This window comes from Pseudoalteromonas sp. HL-AS2 (assembly GCF_031198805.1).
Classification (GTDB): domain Bacteria; phylum Pseudomonadota; class Gammaproteobacteria; order Enterobacterales; family Alteromonadaceae; genus Pseudoalteromonas; species Pseudoalteromonas nigrifaciens.
In genome coordinates this window covers 1,455,247-1,476,835 of sequence record NZ_CP133571.1, presented here as the reverse complement: position 1 = coordinate 1,476,835, position 21,589 = coordinate 1,455,247, and the positions used below count along the sequence as shown (strand labels likewise).

The following is a 21,589-nucleotide window of genomic DNA, read 5'->3' as shown; positions in this document are numbered from 1 at the left end:
CATTCGAAAGTAGCCTGATCCTACGCTGTTATAGCTTGGCTTTATAGCGTTATAACTAACTTAAGCGGTTATTTAAATAAAACACCCCATAAATAGCTAAATTTATGGGGTGTTTTTAAGTACAGGCTCTCACAGCAATAAGCTGCAATTGCTTTAAACTATTTTAGTTAAACTACGCCTTGCTCTATCATTGCATCGGCAACACGGCGAAAACCAGCAATATTAGCGCCAAGTAACAGGTTAGTAGGTTGGCCAAATTCTGCCGCTGTTTCGTTAGCAATATTAAAAATGTTTTTCATTATGTGCTGTAATTTTGCATCCACTTCTTCAAAAGTCCAACTTTGCATACTGGCATTTTGCGCCATTTCTAATTGGCTGGTTGCAACGCCGCCCGCATTAGCAGCTTTACCTGGGCCGTAAGCTATTTTGGCTTTAATAAAGCAGTCAATCGCGTCTTTGGTCGAAGGCATGTTTGCACCTTCACTCACCAAAATACAGCCATTGCTTAGTAGCGCTTTTGCATCGCCTTGAGTTAACTCATTTTGAGTGGCACACGGGAACGCAGCATCGGCTTTAAAACGCCACACTGCATGCCCATCTTCTGGGTAATCTGCGCGAGCAATATAAGTAGCTTCTGGGTAGCTTTCTTTATATTTGCTTAAACAGCCACGTTGCTGCTCTTTTAACTCTTTAATAAGCGTTAAGTCTATACCCGCGTCATGAAATAACGTACCGCGAGAGTCACTACAGGTAATTGGTTTTGCATTTAATTGATACAGCTTTTCCATCGCATAAATAGCAACATTACCCGAGCCCGAAATTAAACAACGTTTTCCAGCTAGGCTATCATCGCGGTTTTGTAGCATGTAGTTTGCAAAATACACTGCGCCGTAGCCAGTTGCTTCTTTACGAACTAACGAGCCACCCCACATTAGGCTTTTACCGGTTAACACACCATCGTAACGCCCTGTTAAACGCTTGTACTGGCCAAACAAATAACCAATTTCGCGTGCGCCAACACCAATATCCCCTGCAGGTACGTCGGTAGTTGGGCCAATGTGGCGGTATAACTCGTTCATAAATGATTGGCAAAAACGCATTATTTCACCGTCTGAGCGCCCTTTTGGATCAAAGTTAGCACCGCCTTTACCACCACCAATAGGTAGGCCGGTTAATGAGTTTTTAAACACTTGCTCAAAACCCAAAAACTTAATAATACTGGCATTAACACTCGGGTGAAAACGCAAGCCCCCCTTATATGGGCCCAAGGTAGAGCTAAATTCAATGCGATAGCCTTTATTTACTTGAATATTACCTTCGTCGTCAACCCAAGGTACACGAAACATTAGTTGACGCTCTGGCTCTACCATTCTTTCTATAATGGCTTCTTTTTGATAATTTGTAGTTTTTGCAAAAAGAGGTTCTAAAGATTCTAGTACTTCTTCAACAGCTTGATAAAACTCACTTTGCGCGGGGCTAGTTTGCTTTAATTGAGCTATCGTACTATGTATATAATTCATAATTATTCTTCCGTGTAAGCTATTTTTAAAATTTGAGAATTCGGGTAAGTATGATTGAGTTTGTTTTTTGAATATAAATCTATTTTAAAATCATAATTTTCATACACCTTACCATTAGAAAGAGTGGTGTTGCACGTCATTCAAGTTGAATTATTTTACTGTTGTGTAAAAATAAAACAGCGACTAGCCAAATTTTTATTCACTTTAACAATATAAAAATACAGTGCGCAGTTGCTAAAACTAAACAAACAGCTAACAAAGGAGGTAATTACTTGATATTTAAATGATCTCATTCAATTGCTAGTTTATTAAGCGGTATTGAACAATTTTAAAGTAGGCGTGTAACAAGTTGAAATATATTTAACTTAAAAACAACAAAACGCTAAAACAAGGGCTGTTTTAGCGTTTTGAAAGAGTAATGGCTTTACCTTGCTTACTCAGCAGTGCTTTGTGGACGAACCTGCTGTTGTACACCCGTTAAAAATAAACGAAGTACCTGGTTGTTACATACGCGGTAGTGCTTGTTATCTACTTTACGAGAAAACGCGCTTAGCTCATGCTTACTCAAATTAAAGTCAACGAGTGCCAGCGTCGCAATCACATCTTCCGCTTTCATATTTAAAGCAATACGCAGCTTCATAAAAATAATATTGTTATTTAACTTGCTCTCAGGAGCAGGTTGATCGCCTTCGCGCTTACCACGTTGCGTATTAATAAAACCATTTAAAAAAGTTGCAAACTCTGTATCACTTATTTCAGTGTAAGCCTCTTCGCCTTCTTTAGTTAACCAAGCAATTACTTGCTCTGTAGTAACCGTATGCTCAGCTGCAGCAAAAACATTTACCATAGCGGTGTCGGTTAAATTAAAAGTGTAGCGAATGCGGCGTAAAATATCGTTATTTGTCAAAGTAAATCCCAGAGTAGTAAATGCTAACCCAATGGTTAGTTATTGTTAGCTTGTAAATAAGCGCCCTAGTTTAACAGACTTGCCAATACTGCCCTATTAGTTTTTATTTAGCAGCGCACACGCTACCAATGCCGCTAATTACCCAGCACTTTTGCAGGGTCAACTCTTGTTGCTTGCCACGCCGGATAAATAGTAGCTAACGCCGCTAAAATAAAAGTAACAACAACTGTTACCACAATATCTTGCCACACTAACTTACTGGGTAAAAACTCTATAAAATAAACTCCTTGAAGTGGGTTTGCGCCAAAGAGTTGGCTGAGCCAAGTAAATAATTCGCTAATATTTATTGCCAGTACCACACCAATTAAGCTGCCTAATACCACACCTACAAAAGCTTGCGTTAACCCCTGCATTACAAAGGTAGCTAAAATGGTACTGTCTTTTGCGCCCATGGTTTTTAAAATAGCAATATTGCCTTGTTTTTCGCGTACTTCCATTACCAATGAGGACACAATATTAAAACTTGCCACAGCTATAATTAAAAACACCACAATATAAACTATGGTACGCACCATTTGTATATCTTGGTATAAGCTGCCTTGCGTTCTAAACCAACTAGAAATGTATACATAGTCGTCTATGGTTTGCCCTACCCGTAGCGCAATTTGATGCGCGGTAAATACGTCATCAACGCTTAGGCGAAGCCCGGTTACTTGGCTTTCATCGTAACCTAATGTTTGCTGCGCTTTATTAAGGTGGATAAATGCAGCTGTGCTGTCTATTGGCCCACCCATTTCAACAATACCTGCAAGTAACAGCGTTACTCGCTTAGGGGCTAATAATGACTGCCCTTGCTGAGCTATTTGAGGAATAAGTAAGGTAATACTATCGCCCACGCTGGCATCGAGCTGGTTAACTATTTGCTTGCCTAAAATAACTTCATCAATGCCAAGCTGGCTCACCAATTTGCCTTTGGTAAATTGATTAATAGCCGACACGCTCCCCTCTAATGAAGGCTCAACCCCGCGTATTTCTACTGCTTTTAATTGGCTTTTAAATTGCGCCATGCCGTTAACTGCAATAAATGGCGCGGCGCCGGTTACATGATCTTGCTGTCGCAGCTGCTCAACTTTTTGTGGCCAATTAGCAATTGGCCTATTAGGCGCTACATATTCAACCTGCGGCACTACGCTTAATAAGCGATGCACTAATTGCTGCTCAAAGCCATTAATTACCGACAGCGCAACTATTAAAACCGCAACGCCCAATAAAATACCCACAGTAGATGCTTTAGCTATAAAGCTTACAAAGCCATTTTTTTCATCTTTATGACCAGAATACGCTCTAAAGCGTTTACTTATAAACGCACTAAGCAACATGTTGCGACTCTTTAATAGTAAGTTTTCCATCATCTAAATAGGCTATTTTACCGAGTTTGTCAGCCAGCTCTAAGTCGTGTGTTACCACCACAAAGCTGGTATTTAAACTTTTATTAAGCTCATTTATTAAGTCGTATATTTTAATCGCGTTCTGTTTATCTAAATTACCGGTTGGCTCATCGGCAAGCACTAATGCCGGTTTAGTAACGAGCGCGCGCGCAATTGCCACTCGTTGGCGCTCACCACCAGACAGTGCCGACGGCTTATGAGAGCTGCGATGCGCTAGGCCCACTTTTTCAAGCATTTCTAATGCAGCTACTTTCGCAGCCTTAGCACTTAGTCCTTTAATTAAAAGCGGCATAGCTACATTTTCTACCGCGCTAAATTCCATAAGCAAATGATGAAATTGATAAATAAAGCCTAAGTTTTTATTTCTAAATGCTGCTTGCTCTTTACGAGAGAGTTTAGCCACTTCTTGATTTTTAATTTTAGCACTGCCAGAGGTTGCAGTATCGAGCGTACCGAGTATGTGCAATAAAGTACTTTTACCCGAACCAGAGCTGCCCACTATGGCCAGCATTTCACCTTGTTGCAGGGCTAAATTAACCCCTTTTAACACTGCAACTTGGTTACTACCATCTTGATAAACCTTGTTTAAATTTTCACAACTAATAACTAAATCATTCATAACGCAATACCTCGGCTGGTTTTACTTTTGCGGCTTTGCGCGCAGGGTAAACAGTGGCTAAAAAGCTCATAGCAATACTCGAACAAGCGATAATAATTAGGCTTGGCACATCAAACTTTACCGGCAACTCTATACCTGCCATCAAATTTAACCCTACTAATGCTAATAATTCATTAATATATAAACTAAGTAATACACCTAAAAATGCCCCTACTGCGGTGCCAATCACGCCATTATAAAGCCCTTGCACCATAAACACTTTTTGTACTTGCGATGGTGTTAAACCCAAAGTTTGTAAAATAGCGACTTCGCCTTGTTTTTCACTTACCATCATCGTTAGCGCAGAGACAATATTAAATACCGCAACCAGCACAATAAGCCCTAATAACATCGACATAATCCGTTTTTCCATTGCTACAGCAGCAAATAATGTGCCTTGGCTGCTGCGCCAATCTGTATAGGTATGATCTTTTAATATTAGTTTGCTGGCCTGTATAAATTCATCCAATGCAAAGGGTTCATACAAAGAAATACTTAAATTAGGTGCAGTGTTTTGATCCAACTTTAATACGCGTTGCAACGACGTACCACTGGTAAAAGCCAGCCCCATGTCAATTTCAGAGCCGGTTTCGTAAATGGCTGCTATTTTAAACAAGCGTTGGCTAGGCATACGCCCAAGCGGTGTATAGGTAGAAGCATTTGGCATAATAACCCGCAGCTTATCTCCCAAACCAACACCTAATTTACGGCTCAGGTAGCGACTAATGGCAATGCTATAGTTTTTATTAAGTACTGTTTGCCAATTTCCTTGTACTATTTTATCGGTAATTTTATAGAGCGAGCCGTCATCGCCATATAAGCCTTGCAGCAACACACCGTGTAAATCTTTATTGGTTTGTAATATAGCTTCACCATGCTGATAAAGGCTTACAGTACTTACATAAGGAGATTGTTCAAGATCTGCTTTTAAACTACTCATTTGCGCTGCAGTACGCTTATTAGCTTGCACTTCAACGTGCGGAATAAGCCCAAGCATATTGGTTTTTAAGCTGCCTTCAAAGCCATTCATTACTGAACTGACAGTAAATAATGCCATTAAGCCAATCGCAATACCGGCAATAGAAAAAAACGAGATAAATGAAATAAACGCATTCCCTTTTGAGGAGCGACTATATCTAAGCCCAATAAACAAACTAACCGGTTGAAACATATTGTTTTTAAACACTTATCCTAAAAATAGTAACTTATAATAACACGAATAATCCGTACTTGGGTATGCCACTAAATGTAATAAATATTTAAAAATCTGATACTTGGCTAGAATAAAAATTAAATGATTAACCCGCTATTAAGCTTTTAGTCCTGCGACTAAATAATCAAGTAGCACCCTTACATTAGTTGCCACAAACTGTCGAGGCGGATACACACCCCATACCCCTTCTTGCAGCGGCTGATAGGATGTTAAAATAGGCACTAACTGCCCTGTTTTTAACTCGTTTTCAATGTAGTAATTAGGGAGCTGAATAATCCCTAAACCTTTTTTAGCGCCATCTACCAACGCCCAGCCACTATTACATTGCAGTCGCCCAGCTATTTTAATATGCTTTTCGCGCCCTCCTTCGTTTACCCGCCAATAACGACTATTCCCCACTAAACATTGATGATTTATTAGCTCACCTAATGTGTGTGGCTCGCCAAATCGGGTTAAATAATCAGGGGCACAACACATAATAAAACGCCGTGCACTTAAGCGCCGTGCTTTTAAGCTCGAGTCTTTTAAATGCCCCAGTCTAATAGCCAGATCAAAACCACCTTCTAATAAGTTTTCTTGCTCATTACTGAGCGTAGCAACGACTTCTACATCGGGGTGGTCGTGCATAAAATTATGCACTATTGGCATAATAAAGCTCTCGCCATACATTACCGGGGCTGTTAGATTAATTTTACCTTTTGGCGTACTTTGCTGTTGCGCTAAACTTTGCGTGGCATCATCCATTGCATGTTGTAAATGCTTTATTTGGTGTAAAAACACCTCACCTTCTTTGGTCAAAACCACTTTACGCGTTGTGCGAGTTAGCAACTGTGTATTTAAGCGTTGTTCAAGCGCACTAACATGGCGGCTAATATGCGCAACCGACAGCCCAATTGCTTTGCCTGCAGCGGTAAAACTACCTTCTTCACCTACCGCAATAAATTCGTCTATTCCATCCCATCGTGCCATTGTTACAGTTCTGAAAAAGTGTTTTAATAAAATTGAGATTATCATTATTTGAGAAACAAATACAATAGCTACATCACCCAAGAAAATTGGGTCTACAATTATTATCTACCCACTACAAAGGATAAGCACATGTCAGAATTTATTAAATCAAAAGCAGCTATTGCTTGGGGTCCTAATCAACCACTTAGTGTTGAAGAAGTTGATGTGATGATGCCTAAAAAAGGCGAAGTAATGGTAAAAATTACCGCTACTGGTGTATGTCATACCGATGCATTTACATTATCGGGTGAAGATCCTGAAGGTATATTCCCTGCAATTTTAGGCCACGAAGGCGCTGGTGTTGTATATGCAATCGGAGAAGGCGTAACCAGCGTAGAAATTGGCGATCATGTTATTCCTTTATACACCGCAGAATGTGGTGAATGTAAAATGTGTACCTCGGGCAAAACTAACCTGTGTTCTGCTGTGCGCGAAACCCAAGGTAAAGGCTTAATGCCAGACGGTACAACACGTTTTTATAAAGACGGTCAGCCAATTTACCACTACATGGGTTGCTCAACTTTCTCTGAGTACACAGTACTGCCAGAAATCTCTTTAGCTAAAGTAAACAAAGAAGCGTCTTTAGAAGAAATATGCTTACTAGGCTGTGGCGTAACAACAGGTATGGGCGCAGTAACAAACACAGCTAAAGTAAAAGCGGGCGACACTGTAGCTATTTTCGGTTTAGGTGGCATAGGTTTATCAGCTATTATTGGCGCAAAAATGGCCGGTGCGAGTCGTATTATCGGTATCGATATAAACAACTCTAAATACGAGTTAGCAACCAAGCTTGGCGCAACCGATTTAATTAATCCAAAAGACTTCGACAAGCCAATTCAAGACGTAATTGTTGAAATGACCGATGGCGGCGTTGACTACTCGTTTGAATGTATTGGTAATGTTGATGTTATGCGCTCAGCACTTGAGTGTTGTCATAAAGGTTGGGGTGAGTCGGTAATTATTGGTGTAGCAGGCGCTGGCCAAGAAATTGCTACTCGTCCATTCCAATTAGTTACTGGGCGTGTATGGCGTGGTAGCGCATTTGGTGGTGTTAAAGGCCGCTCACAACTACCTGAAATTGTAGAACGTTACATGGCTGGCGAGTTTGCACTAAATGACTTTATTACCCACACAATGGGCCTTGAAGACATTAATGATGCATTTGATTTAATGCACGAAGGCAAAAGCATTCGTACCGTTATTCATTACTAAGCAATAAACCAATCGCTTGTATTCACGGTGTGGATATAAGCGGCTTTTGAGGATTATCATGTTAGAAAATATCTCAAGTGTAAAAGTATCCGGTGGCTGGCATAAACAATATACGCACAGCGCTGTAAGCACTCATTGTACTATGCGTTTTGCCGTTTTTTTGCCGCCCGGCGCTAGTGAAAGTAATAAAGTACCGGTACTTTATTGGCTTTCAGGTTTAACCTGCACCGACGAAAACTTTATGCAAAAAGCAGGCGCATTCAAAAAAGCAGCTGAGCTAGGTATTGCTATTGTGGCACCCGACACTAGCCCTCGTGGGGATAATGTTCCTAACGAAGACAGCTACGATTTTGCTCAAGGCGCTGGGTTTTATGTTAACGCGACACAAGCCCCTTACAACACTCACTTTAATATGTACGACTACGTAGTGAATGAATTACCCGCGCTTATAGAGCTGCACTTTCCAGTGACTAGCACAAAAGCAATTAGTGGTCATTCAATGGGCGGCCACGGTGCGTTGATGATCGCCCTTAAAAACCCACAGGATTATGTTAGTGCCTCGGCGTTTAGCCCTATAGTAAACCCTATTAATTGCCCATGGGGCGTTAAAGCGTTTACGGGTTATTTAGGAGCCGATAAAACAACATGGGCACAATACGACAGCTGCAAATTAATGGCTAAAGCTGAGCAAAGTAACTACTTGCCAATGTTAGTGAGCCAAGGCGATGCCGATAACTTTTTAGACGAGCAATTAAAACCACAAAATTTAGTGGCTGTTGCAAAACAAAAAGACTACCCACTGACCCTAGAAATGCAAACCGGGTACGATCATAGTTACTTTTTTATCAGTAGCTTTATTGATCAGCACTTGGTATTTCATCATCAGTATTTGTCTGCATAACAATATTATTGTTTGTAGTAATAATGTGTAGAGAACCCTCTACACATTATTTTAAACTATTAAAAAAACGTCCTAACTTGCATCAGTATTCACTCGCCTTTTATTACCCTGCTTGCTGTGGCTCTACCCATAAGCTTATTTAGAGCATGCTGACCTTATAAAATAAAATCAAAGTGTAAACTTTAACGTTATACGGTGTTAAACAAAGCACATTACTCATCCACTTCCTTTTTTATAAACTCCTTAACAAAACCAATTAATTGCAGTAAATATATAATCAAAAAAGGGAATGCACCTACAATCGCAACGCTGTGATTTAAAGGCTCGTTATTTTGAACTAATAATACGCAAGCATACAACCCCAACGCAAACGACCAGGCGTATAAACTCCAAGTATATGTTTTATTTGCGCCGCTTAATTGGCGTATAACCAAAACGACAGAATCATCAGAGGTTACTAACGCACAGTAGTAATACGGTTTTTTCAAGTTTAGTGACTGTATTTATTGTTTTTTTTAAAAGGCAAGTGATGTACATAATTACCTTTAATATAAGTAAAAGAATATGGATATTCAAAAGCGATATCAAACTAACTACTTAGTAAAATAGTAAAATAGTAAAATAGTAAAATAGTAGTGTAACTATTACCAAGCCAGGCAGAATAAAAATAAAGGCAAACCTAAATTACTGAATTTAAAATATTAAATAAATGGCTTACAGATTGCTAGCTAGTTATTAAGATTAACTAAAAAGGCAAGATCATGGAAATTGATTTACAGTGGCACGAAATCGTTGATAATCTGATTCACTTAGGCATAGCTTATTTACTCGCTTTGCCAATGGCCTACGACAGAGAGCGCAGCCAAGATGGTGCGGGGCTGCGTACCTTTCCGTTAGTAGCGGTGGCATCATGTGGTTATGCGTTAATTGCGTTGTCTGTACTTGACTCCTCTGAAGCACAATCAAAAATGTTGCAGGGGATCATTACCGGTATCGGCTTTATTGGCGGTGGCGCAATTTTAAAAAATAACCAATCTACCTCAGGTACTGCCACCGCGGCGAGCATTTGGAATATGGGTTTAATTGGTATTGCTGTGGCCTACAGTCGCTACGAAATAGCTATTTTACTGGCCATTATTAACTTTATAACATTACGCTATATTAAAAAGTTTAAGTAACCTCTTAATTTTATATCTTAGTGAAAACAAAAAAGGCGCTATAAAAGCGCCTTACCAAACAAGAATGTGTGCTTAAAACATGTCTTGATAGGGATTTTTTGTATTAAAAGCAATCGCTTTTTCAAAGCCAGGAAGGTGTATGCTTTGCTCATCTATAACAATGTCATTGTCGTCAATTAAGCCATCACCAAAACGATAAATTAGTTGGTATTGGCCTAAATCAGCTTGTGATTGATAGCTTTGTTGCGCTGCTTTTACAGCCACATTTTTATTAGCATAATCATTCATAACGCTTTTTCCATGGCGCTTGGCAAGCATTTGCAGTGTTATTTTTGCAGACAATACTGTAGCGGTAGCATTGTTACCACCAAAGCCTTTTGAGTTAATAAATGCAATATCCATATCACCGCAATCATAGTGGCTGTTTCTAATATCTAGATGATCAGCGTAAACATCGTCGGCTATTTTATCTATAGTCGTAATACCAGGCATAATATTGTGGCTAAATACACCTAATGCTATAGCTAACTGATCGCCACTTGCAGGAGCAATAGTATGGCCAACATATGCTTTTGGCGCAGTTACTTTCCAGTTATCAATAGCAAAGGTTTGTGCCACTTTATGATAAATTAATGACTCGGTTACACGGTTTAACGGCGTACTTGAACCATGGGCTAATATAAAGCTGCGCTGTTGCAGGGCTTCTTTACCTAATAAGCTACTTGCCAGTGCCGCCGATTTTGCCATAGTAATGTAGTTACCCGGCCCTGGTGAAGTAATTGACTTTTTAATCCCGTCGGCATTTACAAATACATCTGGCACACACCCCATAATGTCAGCGCCTAACTCTAGTGCTAGAGCATCATCCATTAAAATAGCCACTTGCGCGCCTTCACCTAGCGTAAAGCCACAGTTTTCGCCAAACGGACGGCTACTTTTACGATAGTCGGGCTCATCTGTATTACTTAAGTTATCTAAACGGCGCAAACCTTCAACGTTTGCCAGTGCGCTCATGTTACCAAAGCCTTCTATAACCTCTGGCGTAATAGCACATTCAACACTGGCTACCACAGCAACGCGAGTACGCCCTGCTTGTATATCGTTAACCGCTGCACGTAAGTTATATAAAAACGTAGCACATGCGCCCGAAGTTGAAAACGTAGTACCTACGTTGCCCGTTACATACGCATTAATAAAGTCGGTCGACATAGTATTTAAACCCAGCGCTAATTGCTTAGTGCTTACGCGGTCGCCTTGCTGGCGAGCTTTAACTAAGCCACCTAAACCTGTGTCATCCATTTGGCCAATAACAGACGCCGAATAAGTACCAATTTTGTCTGGCTCTACGCTATTCATTATATGTTGCCAATCAAGTCCGGTTGATTTAATAGCATCGGTAGCAGCAAAAATAGTCGCTTGCAAACCACGTGGCTGATAGCGGCTGTTATACATTACAGACGGATCAAACCCTGTAGGAAACTGCCCTGCCGATTTAATCGGGTTGTCGCGAGTTGAAGCGTGTTTAACATCTATATCTGCGGCAATAGTAACTTTAACTTTTTTACCTTCGAGCTGCTCTACCTGCCAACTTGCAGGTACCGGTTGTGGTAAATCGCGAGCACGGGTTTCAAACACAATAGCATTCTCATCCGAGTTGCTTAGCGTCATTTTTTGCTGCCATGGGGTAGCGTCTGGATCAAAATGTTCGTTTTCGATTTTTCGAATAAGCGTACCGGCAATTATTTGTTCACCAAAACGTGCTTCTATGTCGCTTTGCTCAACATTGTTACCTTGAGTGTCTTGTAGTTGATTATCAACAACACTAACTAAATTCATCAAGGTGGCGAGGCCTAAAAACGTTTCTTGACGATCTTGTGCACTTAAACTGTCTAACACAATACGGCGGTAACCTTGGTGAAAAGAAGTACGGCCAGCGGCATTAATGCCTCCCATGCCTACAATTACGGGTAATGCGGTCATAATTTACCTTTAAAAAACGTGTTATAAGAATATGACACTAGTTTAAATGGATTGCGCACCACGCTTTGTGCTTTAATAGCCAAATATTAAGCATAAAAGGCCACCCCTAACTGGTCGGAGCATCTATATGACTGATAAACAGAGTAACCCCCCATTAAATATAGCTATTGCTGTTTACCAACACTTATTAATAACGAGTTTAACCCTCCCTATAGAAATGTTGAGAGCGGGCGAAGCCTTTGCAAAAGGCCATATTAATAAACAAAACTTTAGGCCACTCGCTATTCATTTAGTTGCTAAAAACCTTGAACCAATAAGTAATCGTACCGGCTTGGCAATCCTTCCCGATTGCGCCACCAGCAATACCCCCAATTGCGATTTAGTAATAGTGCCCGGTATTTGGCGAAACCCGCGCCCAGTTGTACGCACTAATCAAAATATAGTTACTTGGCTGGGGCAAAGTTTTACAAATGGCAGCCATATTATAGGTGTAGGCACTGGCAACTGTTTACTAGCAGAGGCCGGGTTACTTGACGGGCACCCAGCAACCACCCATTGGCATTACGCTAAACAATTTAGTCACGACTACCCCAAGGTACTGTTAAAGCCTGACTTTTTTATTACTCAATCTGAGCGACTCTATACCGTAGCCAGCCTAAACGCCCTAGCCGATGTAATAGTGCATATTATTAGCCAGTATTATGGCAAAGCTGCAGCGCAGCATGTTGAGCGCAATTTTTCCCACGAAATACGCAAACCCTACGAAGATCAGCGCTATCTTGAAGGTGCGGTTGACCGCCATCCCGATGAGTTAATTGCCCAAATTCAATTTTGGTTAAAAACAAACTTAGCAACAGAGCTTAATTTACAGGATGTAGCCGCACAGTTTAATTTAAGCTATCGCTCTTTTACGCGGCGCTTTAAAGCAGCTACCAACCAAAGCCCTATTGAGTATTGGCAACAGTTACGAGTAGAAGGTGCTAAAGAGTTGCTCGCTTCGTCAAATTTATCAATTCAGGAAGTAGCGTTAGAAGTAGGCTATAATGATCAAGGTCATTTAACGCGAATATTTAGAAAAATATTGAACCAAACACCCAGTGAGTATCGTAAAGTAGTGAGAAAAAAATTGTTTGGTTAATACTTTAAAAACAAGCCAAGCTACTGTATTAATATAAACCATTAACTAAAACACAGGAAGTTGGAAATATGCATGTAAATTTTAGTGAAAATTTACTATTAGATATTGAAGCAGAGACTGATCTCAATACTAGACTAACTCGCTTGCTAGCACTTATTCGTAAACACCTTGATATGGACGTTGCTTTTATTTCTGAGTTTAAAGACTCTAAACGTATATTTAAATTAGTTGATACCAAACGCCCTAACGAGATTGTAAAAGTAGGTAACTTTGATCCCATAAACGAAACCTACTGTAATAAATTAGCCAATAATGAACTAGATAATATAATACCTGACATCAGTAAAAATAGTATAACCCGCAATATGCCGGTTACTAAAAAGCTTAATATTGGCGCTTATATTGGGGTGCCAATTACCTTATCTAACGGCGATATTTATGGCACATTTTGCTGCTATAACGAACAAAAAGACGACACATTAAACAAGCGTGATCTGGCGTTTTTAAATTTAATTTCAGATCTGGCTTCACAGCTTATTGATACACAAATACAAGACAATGAAGCAAAACAACTTATTAAATCTAACGTACTTAATATTATAAATACAAATAATATTGAAATTTACTACCAGCCTATATATAGCTTAAACACAAATAAAGTTTCGGGTTACGAATCCTTGTCTCGCTTTTTTGTTGAGCCCTATAGAACACCTAATATTTGGTTTGATGAAGCAGCACAGTTTGGTTTAGGTGAAGCCCTAGAAATGTTGGCAATAAACAATGTTTTAGGCAATATGAGTCATTTTAATAAAGAGGTGTATGTGTCAATTAACACCTCTCCAGAGCATATACTAAGTGGTGCCGTTGCCAATGCATTAGCTGCTATTTCTGATTGCAGCAATATAGTATTGGAGGTAACCGAACACTCTCCTATTGCCAACTACAATGAAATGTTAACGGCACTCGCGCCACTGCGTAAAAAAGGCATACGCCTAGCTATAGACGATGTTGGTGCAGGGTATTCTTCTTTTCAGCATATTTTGGAGCTACAAGCAGATATTATTAAACTTGATATTAGCCTTACCCGAAACATAAATAGCGATCGTCGTAAATATTTATTAGCTAAAGCGTTATGCGGATTTGCTAAAGACATTGGCTGTAATATTATTGCCGAAGGCATAGAAACACTAGAAGAAATAAACACCCTCCGCAAACTAAGTGTCGATAAGGTTCAGGGCTATTATTTAGGCCGCCCACAAGCACTTTGCGATGCTTTAGTGCATCAAAAATCAGTATTAAGTTAGTTATAAACTTAATTATAAAAACGCCACTTTATAAGTGGCGCTCTGTTTCATTTTCACTTTTGCGATAATAGCGTTTTGAATAAATTTTAACTTTAGTGTGCACACCTTTACTTAAGCTTTTAAACTTAGCTTCAAGCACATCAACACCGTATAAAATACCGACCACCAGCACAGAAAGCTTAATAGCTGCGCCCAAGTTTTCGGTGGCTATCATTACACCAATAGACGCTAACACCCAAATGGTTGCTGCCGACGTTACTCCTACCACAGCGCCGTCTTTAGCTAGCATTACGCCTGCACCCAAAAAGCCAATACCAGTAATTATTTGTCCCACTACGCGAGAGTGGTCAATTACATCGCCTTGTAAATTAAACGCGGTCGATAAAAATAAATAGGTACCTAAAGTAATTAACGCAGAAGTACGAATACCCACAGGTTTGCCACGTAATTGGCGCTCAATACCAATAATAGCGCCACAAAATGCCGCCGTACCAATTGCAGCCCATGAGTACGGAGCTACATCAAATAAATCAGGTAAAAACACGTAATTTCCTCGTTATTCATATATGAATAGTTTAATTTTATTTTAACAATCTTTTGATTTAGCAATAGCCACAGCTGTTCTTAAGCGTTGGCTACCAAACGCCGACATTTTACTAAAGTCGCTGCGGGCAATAGGCACATATTGGCAATCTATAGCCAATTGACTATCACTTCCTGGCTCACAAAACGGATCATGAACATACACACAGTGCTCATCTAAATGCGTAACGCACACCCAATGCGGCGATTTTTTACCATCAAACCGATAAGTGCTTATTAATAGCAGCACGCTAAAATTTTGCTTCAGCCAACGCTCAATGTCTTCAAGCTCAACATCTTTATTACTAAGCGGTATTTTGGCAGCGGTTATGCCATTTACAAACTGCTGATGCACCGTTGCTAATACTACTTTTTTATTTTCACTGCGCACGCCATCTAAAAACAACGGCTCTAGGGTATTAACAATTACCTCGCTGTTAAAACCACGTTTATGTGCCGCCAGTGCTAAACCAAACGGATGGCAGCCGCCATGCCCAGAGGTCATAAAAATAGTAGTGCCTTCTCGCCATAACGACAACTCATGCGATTGAGTCAGTTCAGTGCTAGCATCTAAGCTCCCCATAGCCATTAACAACGCCGCAGGACCACAGGTAAACTCAGTAGTTTGCTGATACCACGGAGTTAACCGTGCTAACTTAAGCTCACTGGTTTTACGAATGTTTTTTTGCATGCGTAGCGCATCGCTGTGATCGTCGTAATAATCGCTATATTGACCAAACACCCGATAACCTAAGCTTTTATACAAACCAATTGCGCTGTCGTTATTTACAGCCACTTCTAAACGCAGATAAATTCGCCCACGCTCTGCGGTGGCTTTTTCAAGTGCAATAAATAGCATTTTTGCAATGCCTTTGCCTTGCATGGTAGGTAATACAGCAAGCGAATAAAGACGCGCTAGACGAGTGCCTTTATGGCACCAAATTAGCCCATAACCGCATAACGCATTATTTTGCTCGGCAACTAATAAAATACCGTGCTTAGCACTTAGCCAGCGCTTTAAACTGCGCGGGCTAAGCTTGTCGTTACTAAAGCAAGCATTTTCAAGTGCTGTAAGCGCGGTTAAATCACTGATAAGCGCTTGGCGAATAACCACTTGCTCAGTCTGTTCATTAACCACACTCTCAACCATGGCTTTTGCCATTAACCACGACCCCTAGCTTCAAGGCGTTGTTTAAACTCATCCATAATGATCATATAAAGCTCATCGCCTAAATAGCCGTCTTCTACTTTATGATCAATACTTGGGTTATCGTTTACTTCAAGTACATAAGCACGCCCTTGATGTTCTTTTACATCAACGCCATATAAACCCTTACCCACTGTTTTACACGCTTTTAATGCTGCATCTAATACCGCTTTTGGTAATTCAAAAGTAGGCAATGTTTCAAAGCCACCCGAAAAAAACCGCTTTGCATCGTGGTTATAAATTTGCCAATGGTTACGCGCCATTAAGTAACGACACGCGTAAATTGCACGGCCATTTAGTACCCCTACTCGCCAATCGTATTCGGTGTACATGTATTCTTGTGCAAGCACTAAAGCACTAAATTCAAATAGCTCAGTTAACTTAGCTTCCAGCTCAGCACGGTTTGTTACTTTATATACTCCTTTTGAAAACGAGCCTTCTGGCATTTTCAATACCAACGGGTAGGTAAACGCCGCTTCTAACTGCTCAAGAGTCTCGCTTGACTTATCAGCCACAACCACTGTTTTTAAACTAGGTACTTTTTGATAGTTAAACGCATCGTGTAAATACACTTTATTACAACAACGTAAAATAGACTCCGCATCGTCAATAACCACTAAACCTAAGCTTTGTGCCTTGCTAGCAAGGCGATATGTTGGGTGGTCAATTGCTGTAGTTTGACGAATAAATAACGCATCAAACTGGGCTATATTGTCTATTTCGTCAAAGCTTAATGCTTGGGCATTAATACCATGTTTAGCCGCTGCTTTAATAAACTTTGCTATTGCGTCTTTATCGCTCGGTGGCACCTTTTCATTGTGATCAACAAGTATTGCCATATCCCAGCGAAAACGACGTCGCTCCGCAGTAATACGCCATTGCGTTTGGGTAAAGTTATTCAACTTAGCTACAAAATCGCTGTACTGTTGCTCATCTAATGACGATAACGACCCTTGTTGTAATAAGCCTTGGTTATCAACAAATAAAATAGGCGCCGGGTATTGTTTAAATACCGATTTAGCCGCTTTTGTTTGCTCATCGTTAGTGGCATTACCAAAGTATAGAGCGCCATCTATTTGGCCAACATTGTGCATAGGTGCTTGGCCGCTACGTAACGCATTTATTGTTTTTACACTTGGTAATACTTGGTGCTTACGCGCTTCAGCGAGTAGCGAGCAATAGTAACCTTTGCTCAAGTATTGGCTTGAATCACATAAGTTAATAATGCGAGTTTTAGGTTCATCACGTTTTGGATAGTCACGTAGGTAAGTATTAAACGTAATAACATTTTCGAACGATTGAGCAAGAGTTTGCTCGTTGTTATCAACCACAATTAAGGTTTTAAACACGACTTTTCCTAGTTAAGTCTAATTATAAAAGCATGCTTAATTTTTTATAATTAAGCATTAAAAATAGAAACACCCATCGTACTAAGTGGTGCATTGCGCGTGTCACTTAATAAGATGGGTGCTTTAGTTTAGGTAATCCTAAACCACATCTGCTTTATAAGGCCTTTTTGATAAACTAACAAACGAGATATTTTTAGCGTGAAGATGAAAATTATTGATGCAGGTCGGATAAGTGACGAAGTCATGCCATCGACACATAATTTATGGGAACGATTAGAATTTATAACCTTGGCTTGGCTCTTTCGGGTGGCGGAATATTATTGTGATGCTGCTTGATTGTCGGATGGCGCTTCGCTTATCCGACCTACGTTTAAATATTCCATATGCATGAAATTAAACAATAAAACATTGATGTAGGTCGGATAAATGGCGAAGCCATGCCATCCGACAATAAAATGAGGGGGAATAAATACGTTTTGTGGTGCTTAAAAATGGGCTTTGCTTATAACCAATATTTTATAAAATTTCTACAATGTCATAATCGTGCTTTACATCGGCAATGGTTAAACTTATGCCATCATCGAGTTGCTTATTTAATAACAGCTTACCTAGTGGTGCGCCGGGGGTTACAACGGCAATCGTTAAGCCTTTAACCTCTACGGTTAACCCACCTGCGCTTGGGCCTAAATAAAACCATTTTTGCTGCTCATTTGTACCCTCTAAGCACACTAGCGAGCCAATGGCTATTTTACTACTGGCTGGCTGATTAAATATGGGCTTAAATAACTCCATGCTTTTATAGCAATCGTTTACGCGCTGCGCTTGGCCTTGGGCTAAATAGGCGGCCTCTAACCCTAGGGTATCGTATTTGTTTTCTGCTATGTTTTCTTCGTGCGTGGCGGTGTCGTGCGCTGTTTTAGCGGCCACTTTTGCGGTGGTAAGCTGCGCCTCTAGGGCAAACTTAAGGTGTTCAATAACGTGGGCTTTGTTCATGGGGTTTACACACATACAGTAAAAATATTGCGAGCAGTTTAACATTGCTACGGGGGCTAAACACAATAGTTTGGCCCCTAAGCTTTGTTTATTTATATGCTTTGAGCCTTTATGGCATATCCATGAGCGCTTGGCTTTGGCTATCTATTTTCACTTCGTAGTTTTTAGCACTTAACCCCATTAGCTCGGGCAAGGTGGCGGCAATACAAACAGATGAAAACGTACCCACAACAATGCCACTAAATAACGCAATAGCAAAGCCTTGCAGCGGTGTTCCAGCTAATAGCCACACACTTGCTACTGTGGCTAAAGTGGTGCCTGAGGTAATTAAGGTACGCGTTAGGGTGCTTTTAATCGCACTATTTATAATGCTGGATACGCTAATACTGGCATTTAATTTAACTCTTAATAGCTCACGCACCCTGTCGCCAACAATTATGGAGTCATTAAGTGAGTAGCCTATAATTGCCAATAAACTGGCTAATACGGTTAAGTTAAATTCAAGCTGTAATAGCGAAAACAAACCCAGTACCAATATTAAGTCGTGTGTTAAAGCAACTACCGAGCCAAGGGCTAAACGCCATTCAAACCTTATCGCTAAATACAGCATTACTGCAACCATAGCTGCTAGAAGTGCCAAACAGCCTTGTTCAAATAGCTCATCGCCCACTTGCGAGCCAATATAGGCCGATGACAATACCGTGGCATTTATGTCGGTGCTTTGTGTTACCGCACTTTGCCAATCGTTGCTGCTATTACTCGCAGATTGATTAATAGCTGGCGCTTCTCTTAATTGGAAATGGTTATTCCCTTGCGCTGTTAGCTCAAACTCACCGTTGTGATTTTTAGTTATAAAAGTTTTAAGCTGCTTTAGCTCAATACTTTGGCTAGTCGTAAATTCTGTTAAGTAACCACCGGTAAAATCAAGGCCAAAGTTAAGCCCTTTTTGCGCTAAGGTTACTACCGATAGCAATACTAATACTGTACTTAAAACCAAGCCCATAAAACGCATGCGTGTGCCGGTTTCGCCTTTTAAAAAATAATTAAGCATCTGTACTTACTCCGCTTTTTTTACCCAATTTTAAATACAAACTTTGGCTCAACACTTTCGATACATACACGCCTGTAAACATACTGGTTACTAAACCCAGCGCCAAAGTAATTGCAAAGCCTTTCACTGGCCCATAACCTATACCGTATAAAATAAGTGCAGTGATCATAGTGGTAATATTGGCATCAAAAATAGTGCTAAATGCTTGCTTATACCCTTGCTCAATAGCTTGATAAGGCGCGCGGCCTTTACGGCGCTCTTCTTTTATACGTTCGAATATAATGACGTTGGTATCTACTGCCATACCTATGGTTAGCACCAATCCGGCAATACCGGGAAGCGTAAGCACTACCCCAGGCAATAACGACATTAAACCCACTAAAGAGGTTAAATTTAAAATAAGTGCTACGTTGGCAATTAACCCTAAACGTCTGTACCACATAGCCATAAATGCCAAAGTAATACCCATACCTAACATTAGGGCGGCTAAGCCGTTACTTATATTTTCGCTGCCTAAGCTTGGCCCTATGGTTTGTTCGTGCACTATAGTAACCGGCGCACTTAACGAGCCTGCACGTAACAATAGCGCTAAGTCGGCCGCGGCTTGTGGGCTTTGCATATTGGTTATGCTAAAACGCGAACTTAAGTGCTGAGCAATATTGGCTACATTAATAACCTCACTCTTTTTAACTACCTCTCCTTTAGCATTTTGCGAATACTCTGAGTAAACCGTCGCCATAGGTTTACCTATATTAGCTTTAGAAAATGCCGACATAGCATCGCCGCCTTGGCTATCAAGGCTTAACTGCACTAGCGGTTTGCTCCAATCGTCGCGCCCAGCATGAGCGTTATTAATATGCTCACCGGTAAAAATTGGCACAGGGTCGAGTTTTATAGTACCGCCCGTCTGTAAATTAAAGGTTTGCCCACCCACAGCTTTTAATTGATAAAACCCCAGGGATGCCGTTGCGCCAATAATGCGTTTCGCCTCGGTAGGATCTTGCACTCCAGGTAGTTCAATACGAATGCGCTGCTTACCTTGGCGCTGTGTTACCGCTTCGGTTATGCCCAGCTCTTCAATACGCGAACGTAGGGTTGTGAGGGTTTGGCTCATAACTTCTTTATCAAACGCGCTTCGCCCTTGCTCTGAGTAACTAAATTGCGCCGTTTTAACTGTGCCATTATTGTTTGTTACTACTGCTAAGTTAGCAAAGCGGCTTTGCAGCTCTTTAATAACAGGGGTTAATTTATCACCAGCATTAGGTAGAGCATTTATTACAAACCCAGTTTGAGTTTGCAGCGCTTTTACTCCATGTGCCTTTTGCTTAATTATGATTGATTTAGCTTGCTGATACGCACTCACTAATTGCTCATCAATAGCTTTGTCTAAATCTACATCGAGTACAAATAGCACCCCACCGTTTAAATCTAGACCTAACTTTATTGGCGAAAGTCCAAAGCTTTGTAACCAGCTTGGACTGGTAGCACGCTCAACAATTTTGGTCTGAGTATTTGCATATTGCGCTTTTATAGCCGCTTGTGCCTGGGCACTTTTTGTTGGCTCGTTAAGTAGCACATTTATTGTTGCTTGCGACTCATACGCTTGCGCCACATTTAAGCCTTGCTCATTTAAAAATGTAACTAAGGTATTAGTGCTCGGGGGTGTTTGCATTTTGCTGTGTGGGGCTGCACTAATATACAACCATGACTGGTTTGGATATAAATTAGGTAACGCACTCATTGCCAGTAGCAGTAATACCACCAACATAGCAAAGGTGCTTAATTTAAATTTAGCCATAAACGGCTTTTTATTATTTTTAAAACTCAACATTGTTATTCCTTACTATCAGCAACCAGCTGATAAGCGCTTTTAAAAAGCACAATTAATCTGCAAGCTAAAACTTTAAAAGTTAAAACCTATTAATTATTAAATAAGGAAA

The 21,589-nt window shown here is 40.4% G+C and carries 19 protein-coding genes; 5 read left to right on the top strand and 14 right to left on the bottom strand.

The genetic code is table 11. The features are described 5' to 3' along the window. Positions 1-167: 167 nt before the first annotated feature. The 6 genes from gdhA to RB215_RS06990 form a co-directional block, all read right to left on the bottom strand. The gene (gene gdhA / locus RB215_RS07015) at positions 168-1,520 is read right to left on the bottom strand and encodes an NADP-specific glutamate dehydrogenase (protein WP_011328073.1); all 1,353 of its coding nucleotides are present in this window, start codon (positions 1,518-1,520) and stop codon (positions 168-170) included. A 433-nt stretch (positions 1,521-1,953) separates the two neighbouring features. After that, positions 1,954-2,427: a DUF1456 family protein gene (locus RB215_RS07010; RefSeq protein ID WP_011328072.1), complete on the bottom strand. Its 474-nt coding sequence runs from the start codon at positions 2,425-2,427 to the stop codon at positions 1,954-1,956. A gap of 134 nt (positions 2,428-2,561) precedes the next feature. Continuing rightward, positions 2,562-3,806, bottom strand: coding sequence for a lipoprotein-releasing ABC transporter permease subunit (locus RB215_RS07005; RefSeq protein ID WP_309217095.1), 1,245 nt, complete (start codon positions 3,804-3,806; stop codon positions 2,562-2,564). Further along, positions 3,796-4,494 (bottom strand): lipoprotein-releasing ABC transporter ATP-binding protein LolD, encoded by a 699-nt coding sequence (lolD, locus tag RB215_RS07000; RefSeq protein WP_309217093.1) that lies wholly within the window; start codon positions 4,492-4,494, stop codon positions 3,796-3,798. The genes RB215_RS07005 and lolD overlap by 11 nt, the downstream gene beginning before the upstream one ends. Next, positions 4,487-5,704: a lipoprotein-releasing ABC transporter permease subunit gene (locus RB215_RS06995; protein ID WP_309217160.1), complete on the bottom strand. Its 1,218-nt coding sequence runs from the start codon at positions 5,702-5,704 to the stop codon at positions 4,487-4,489. The genes lolD and RB215_RS06995 overlap by 8 nt, the downstream gene beginning before the upstream one ends. Before the next feature lie 138 nt (positions 5,705-5,842). Continuing rightward, positions 5,843-6,715, bottom strand: a complete 873-nt coding sequence (locus RB215_RS06990; RefSeq protein ID WP_086996014.1) for a LysR family transcriptional regulator — start codon at positions 6,713-6,715, stop codon at positions 5,843-5,845. Between the two features lie 129 nt (positions 6,716-6,844). Here RB215_RS06990 and RB215_RS06985 point away from each other — a divergent pair, with 129 nt between their 5' ends. Continuing rightward, a complete protein-coding gene (locus RB215_RS06985; RefSeq protein WP_011328067.1) occupies positions 6,845-7,966 on the top strand; it encodes an S-(hydroxymethyl)glutathione dehydrogenase/class III alcohol dehydrogenase in 1,122 nt (373 codons plus the stop codon). A 58-nt stretch (positions 7,967-8,024) separates the two neighbouring features. After that, positions 8,025-8,867: an S-formylglutathione hydrolase gene (gene fghA, locus RB215_RS06980; RefSeq protein WP_309217092.1), complete on the top strand. Its 843-nt coding sequence runs from the start codon at positions 8,025-8,027 to the stop codon at positions 8,865-8,867. Between the two features lie 212 nt (positions 8,868-9,079). Here the strand turns inward: fghA and RB215_RS06975 are convergent, their stop codons facing one another. After that, positions 9,080-9,301, bottom strand: a complete 222-nt coding sequence (locus RB215_RS06975) for a BCCT family transporter (protein ID WP_240915851.1) — start codon at positions 9,299-9,301, stop codon at positions 9,080-9,082. A gap of 327 nt (positions 9,302-9,628) precedes the next feature. On the opposite strand from RB215_RS06975, the gene RB215_RS06970 reads away from it, so the two are divergent. Beyond that, complete coding sequence (locus tag RB215_RS06970; RefSeq protein WP_011328064.1) at positions 9,629-10,045, top strand: MgtC/SapB family protein; 417 nt, start codon at positions 9,629-9,631, stop codon at positions 10,043-10,045. Between the two features lie 72 nt (positions 10,046-10,117). Here the strand turns inward: RB215_RS06970 and RB215_RS06965 are convergent, their stop codons facing one another. Next, a complete protein-coding gene (locus RB215_RS06965; RefSeq protein WP_011328063.1) occupies positions 10,118-12,025 on the bottom strand; it encodes a beta-ketoacyl synthase in 1,908 nt (635 codons plus the stop codon). 127 nt (positions 12,026-12,152) lie between these two features. On the opposite strand from RB215_RS06965, the gene RB215_RS06960 reads away from it, so the two are divergent. Beyond that, positions 12,153-13,163: a GlxA family transcriptional regulator gene (locus RB215_RS06960; protein ID WP_011328062.1), complete on the top strand. Its 1,011-nt coding sequence runs from the start codon at positions 12,153-12,155 to the stop codon at positions 13,161-13,163. 68 nt (positions 13,164-13,231) lie between these two features. Further along, positions 13,232-14,467 (top strand): EAL domain-containing protein, encoded by a 1,236-nt coding sequence (locus RB215_RS06955; RefSeq protein ID WP_309217090.1) that lies wholly within the window; start codon positions 13,232-13,234, stop codon positions 14,465-14,467. A gap of 28 nt (positions 14,468-14,495) precedes the next feature. Here RB215_RS06955 and RB215_RS06950 read toward each other — a convergent pair whose 3' ends face one another. From RB215_RS06950 to secD, 6 genes are all read right to left on the bottom strand, one after another. Continuing rightward, positions 14,496-15,011, bottom strand: a complete 516-nt coding sequence (locus RB215_RS06950; protein WP_011328060.1) for an MgtC/SapB family protein — start codon at positions 15,009-15,011, stop codon at positions 14,496-14,498. A 42-nt stretch (positions 15,012-15,053) separates the two neighbouring features. Beyond that, positions 15,054-16,211, bottom strand: a complete 1,158-nt coding sequence (locus RB215_RS06945) for a GNAT family N-acetyltransferase/peptidase C39 family protein (protein WP_309217089.1) — start codon at positions 16,209-16,211, stop codon at positions 15,054-15,056. Then, positions 16,211-17,605 carry a RimK family protein gene (locus tag RB215_RS06940; RefSeq protein ID WP_309217088.1) on the bottom strand — a complete coding sequence of 465 codons (1,395 nt, stop codon included), beginning with the start codon at positions 17,603-17,605 and terminating at the stop codon, positions 16,211-16,213. The genes RB215_RS06945 and RB215_RS06940 overlap by 1 nt, the downstream gene beginning before the upstream one ends. 516 nt (positions 17,606-18,121) lie before the next feature. Continuing rightward, entirely contained in the window at positions 18,122-18,598 is a 477-nt protein-coding gene (locus RB215_RS06935; protein ID WP_309217087.1) for a transcription elongation factor GreAB, read from the bottom strand. A 109-nt stretch (positions 18,599-18,707) separates the two neighbouring features. Further along, positions 18,708-19,649: a protein translocase subunit SecF gene (gene secF / locus RB215_RS06930; protein WP_309217086.1), complete on the bottom strand. Its 942-nt coding sequence runs from the start codon at positions 19,647-19,649 to the stop codon at positions 18,708-18,710. Beyond that, the gene (gene secD, locus RB215_RS06925) at positions 19,642-21,480 is read right to left on the bottom strand and encodes a protein translocase subunit SecD (protein ID WP_309217085.1); all 1,839 of its coding nucleotides are present in this window, start codon (positions 21,478-21,480) and stop codon (positions 19,642-19,644) included. The genes secF and secD overlap by 8 nt, the downstream gene beginning before the upstream one ends. Between the last annotated feature and the right edge of the window lie 109 nt (positions 21,481-21,589).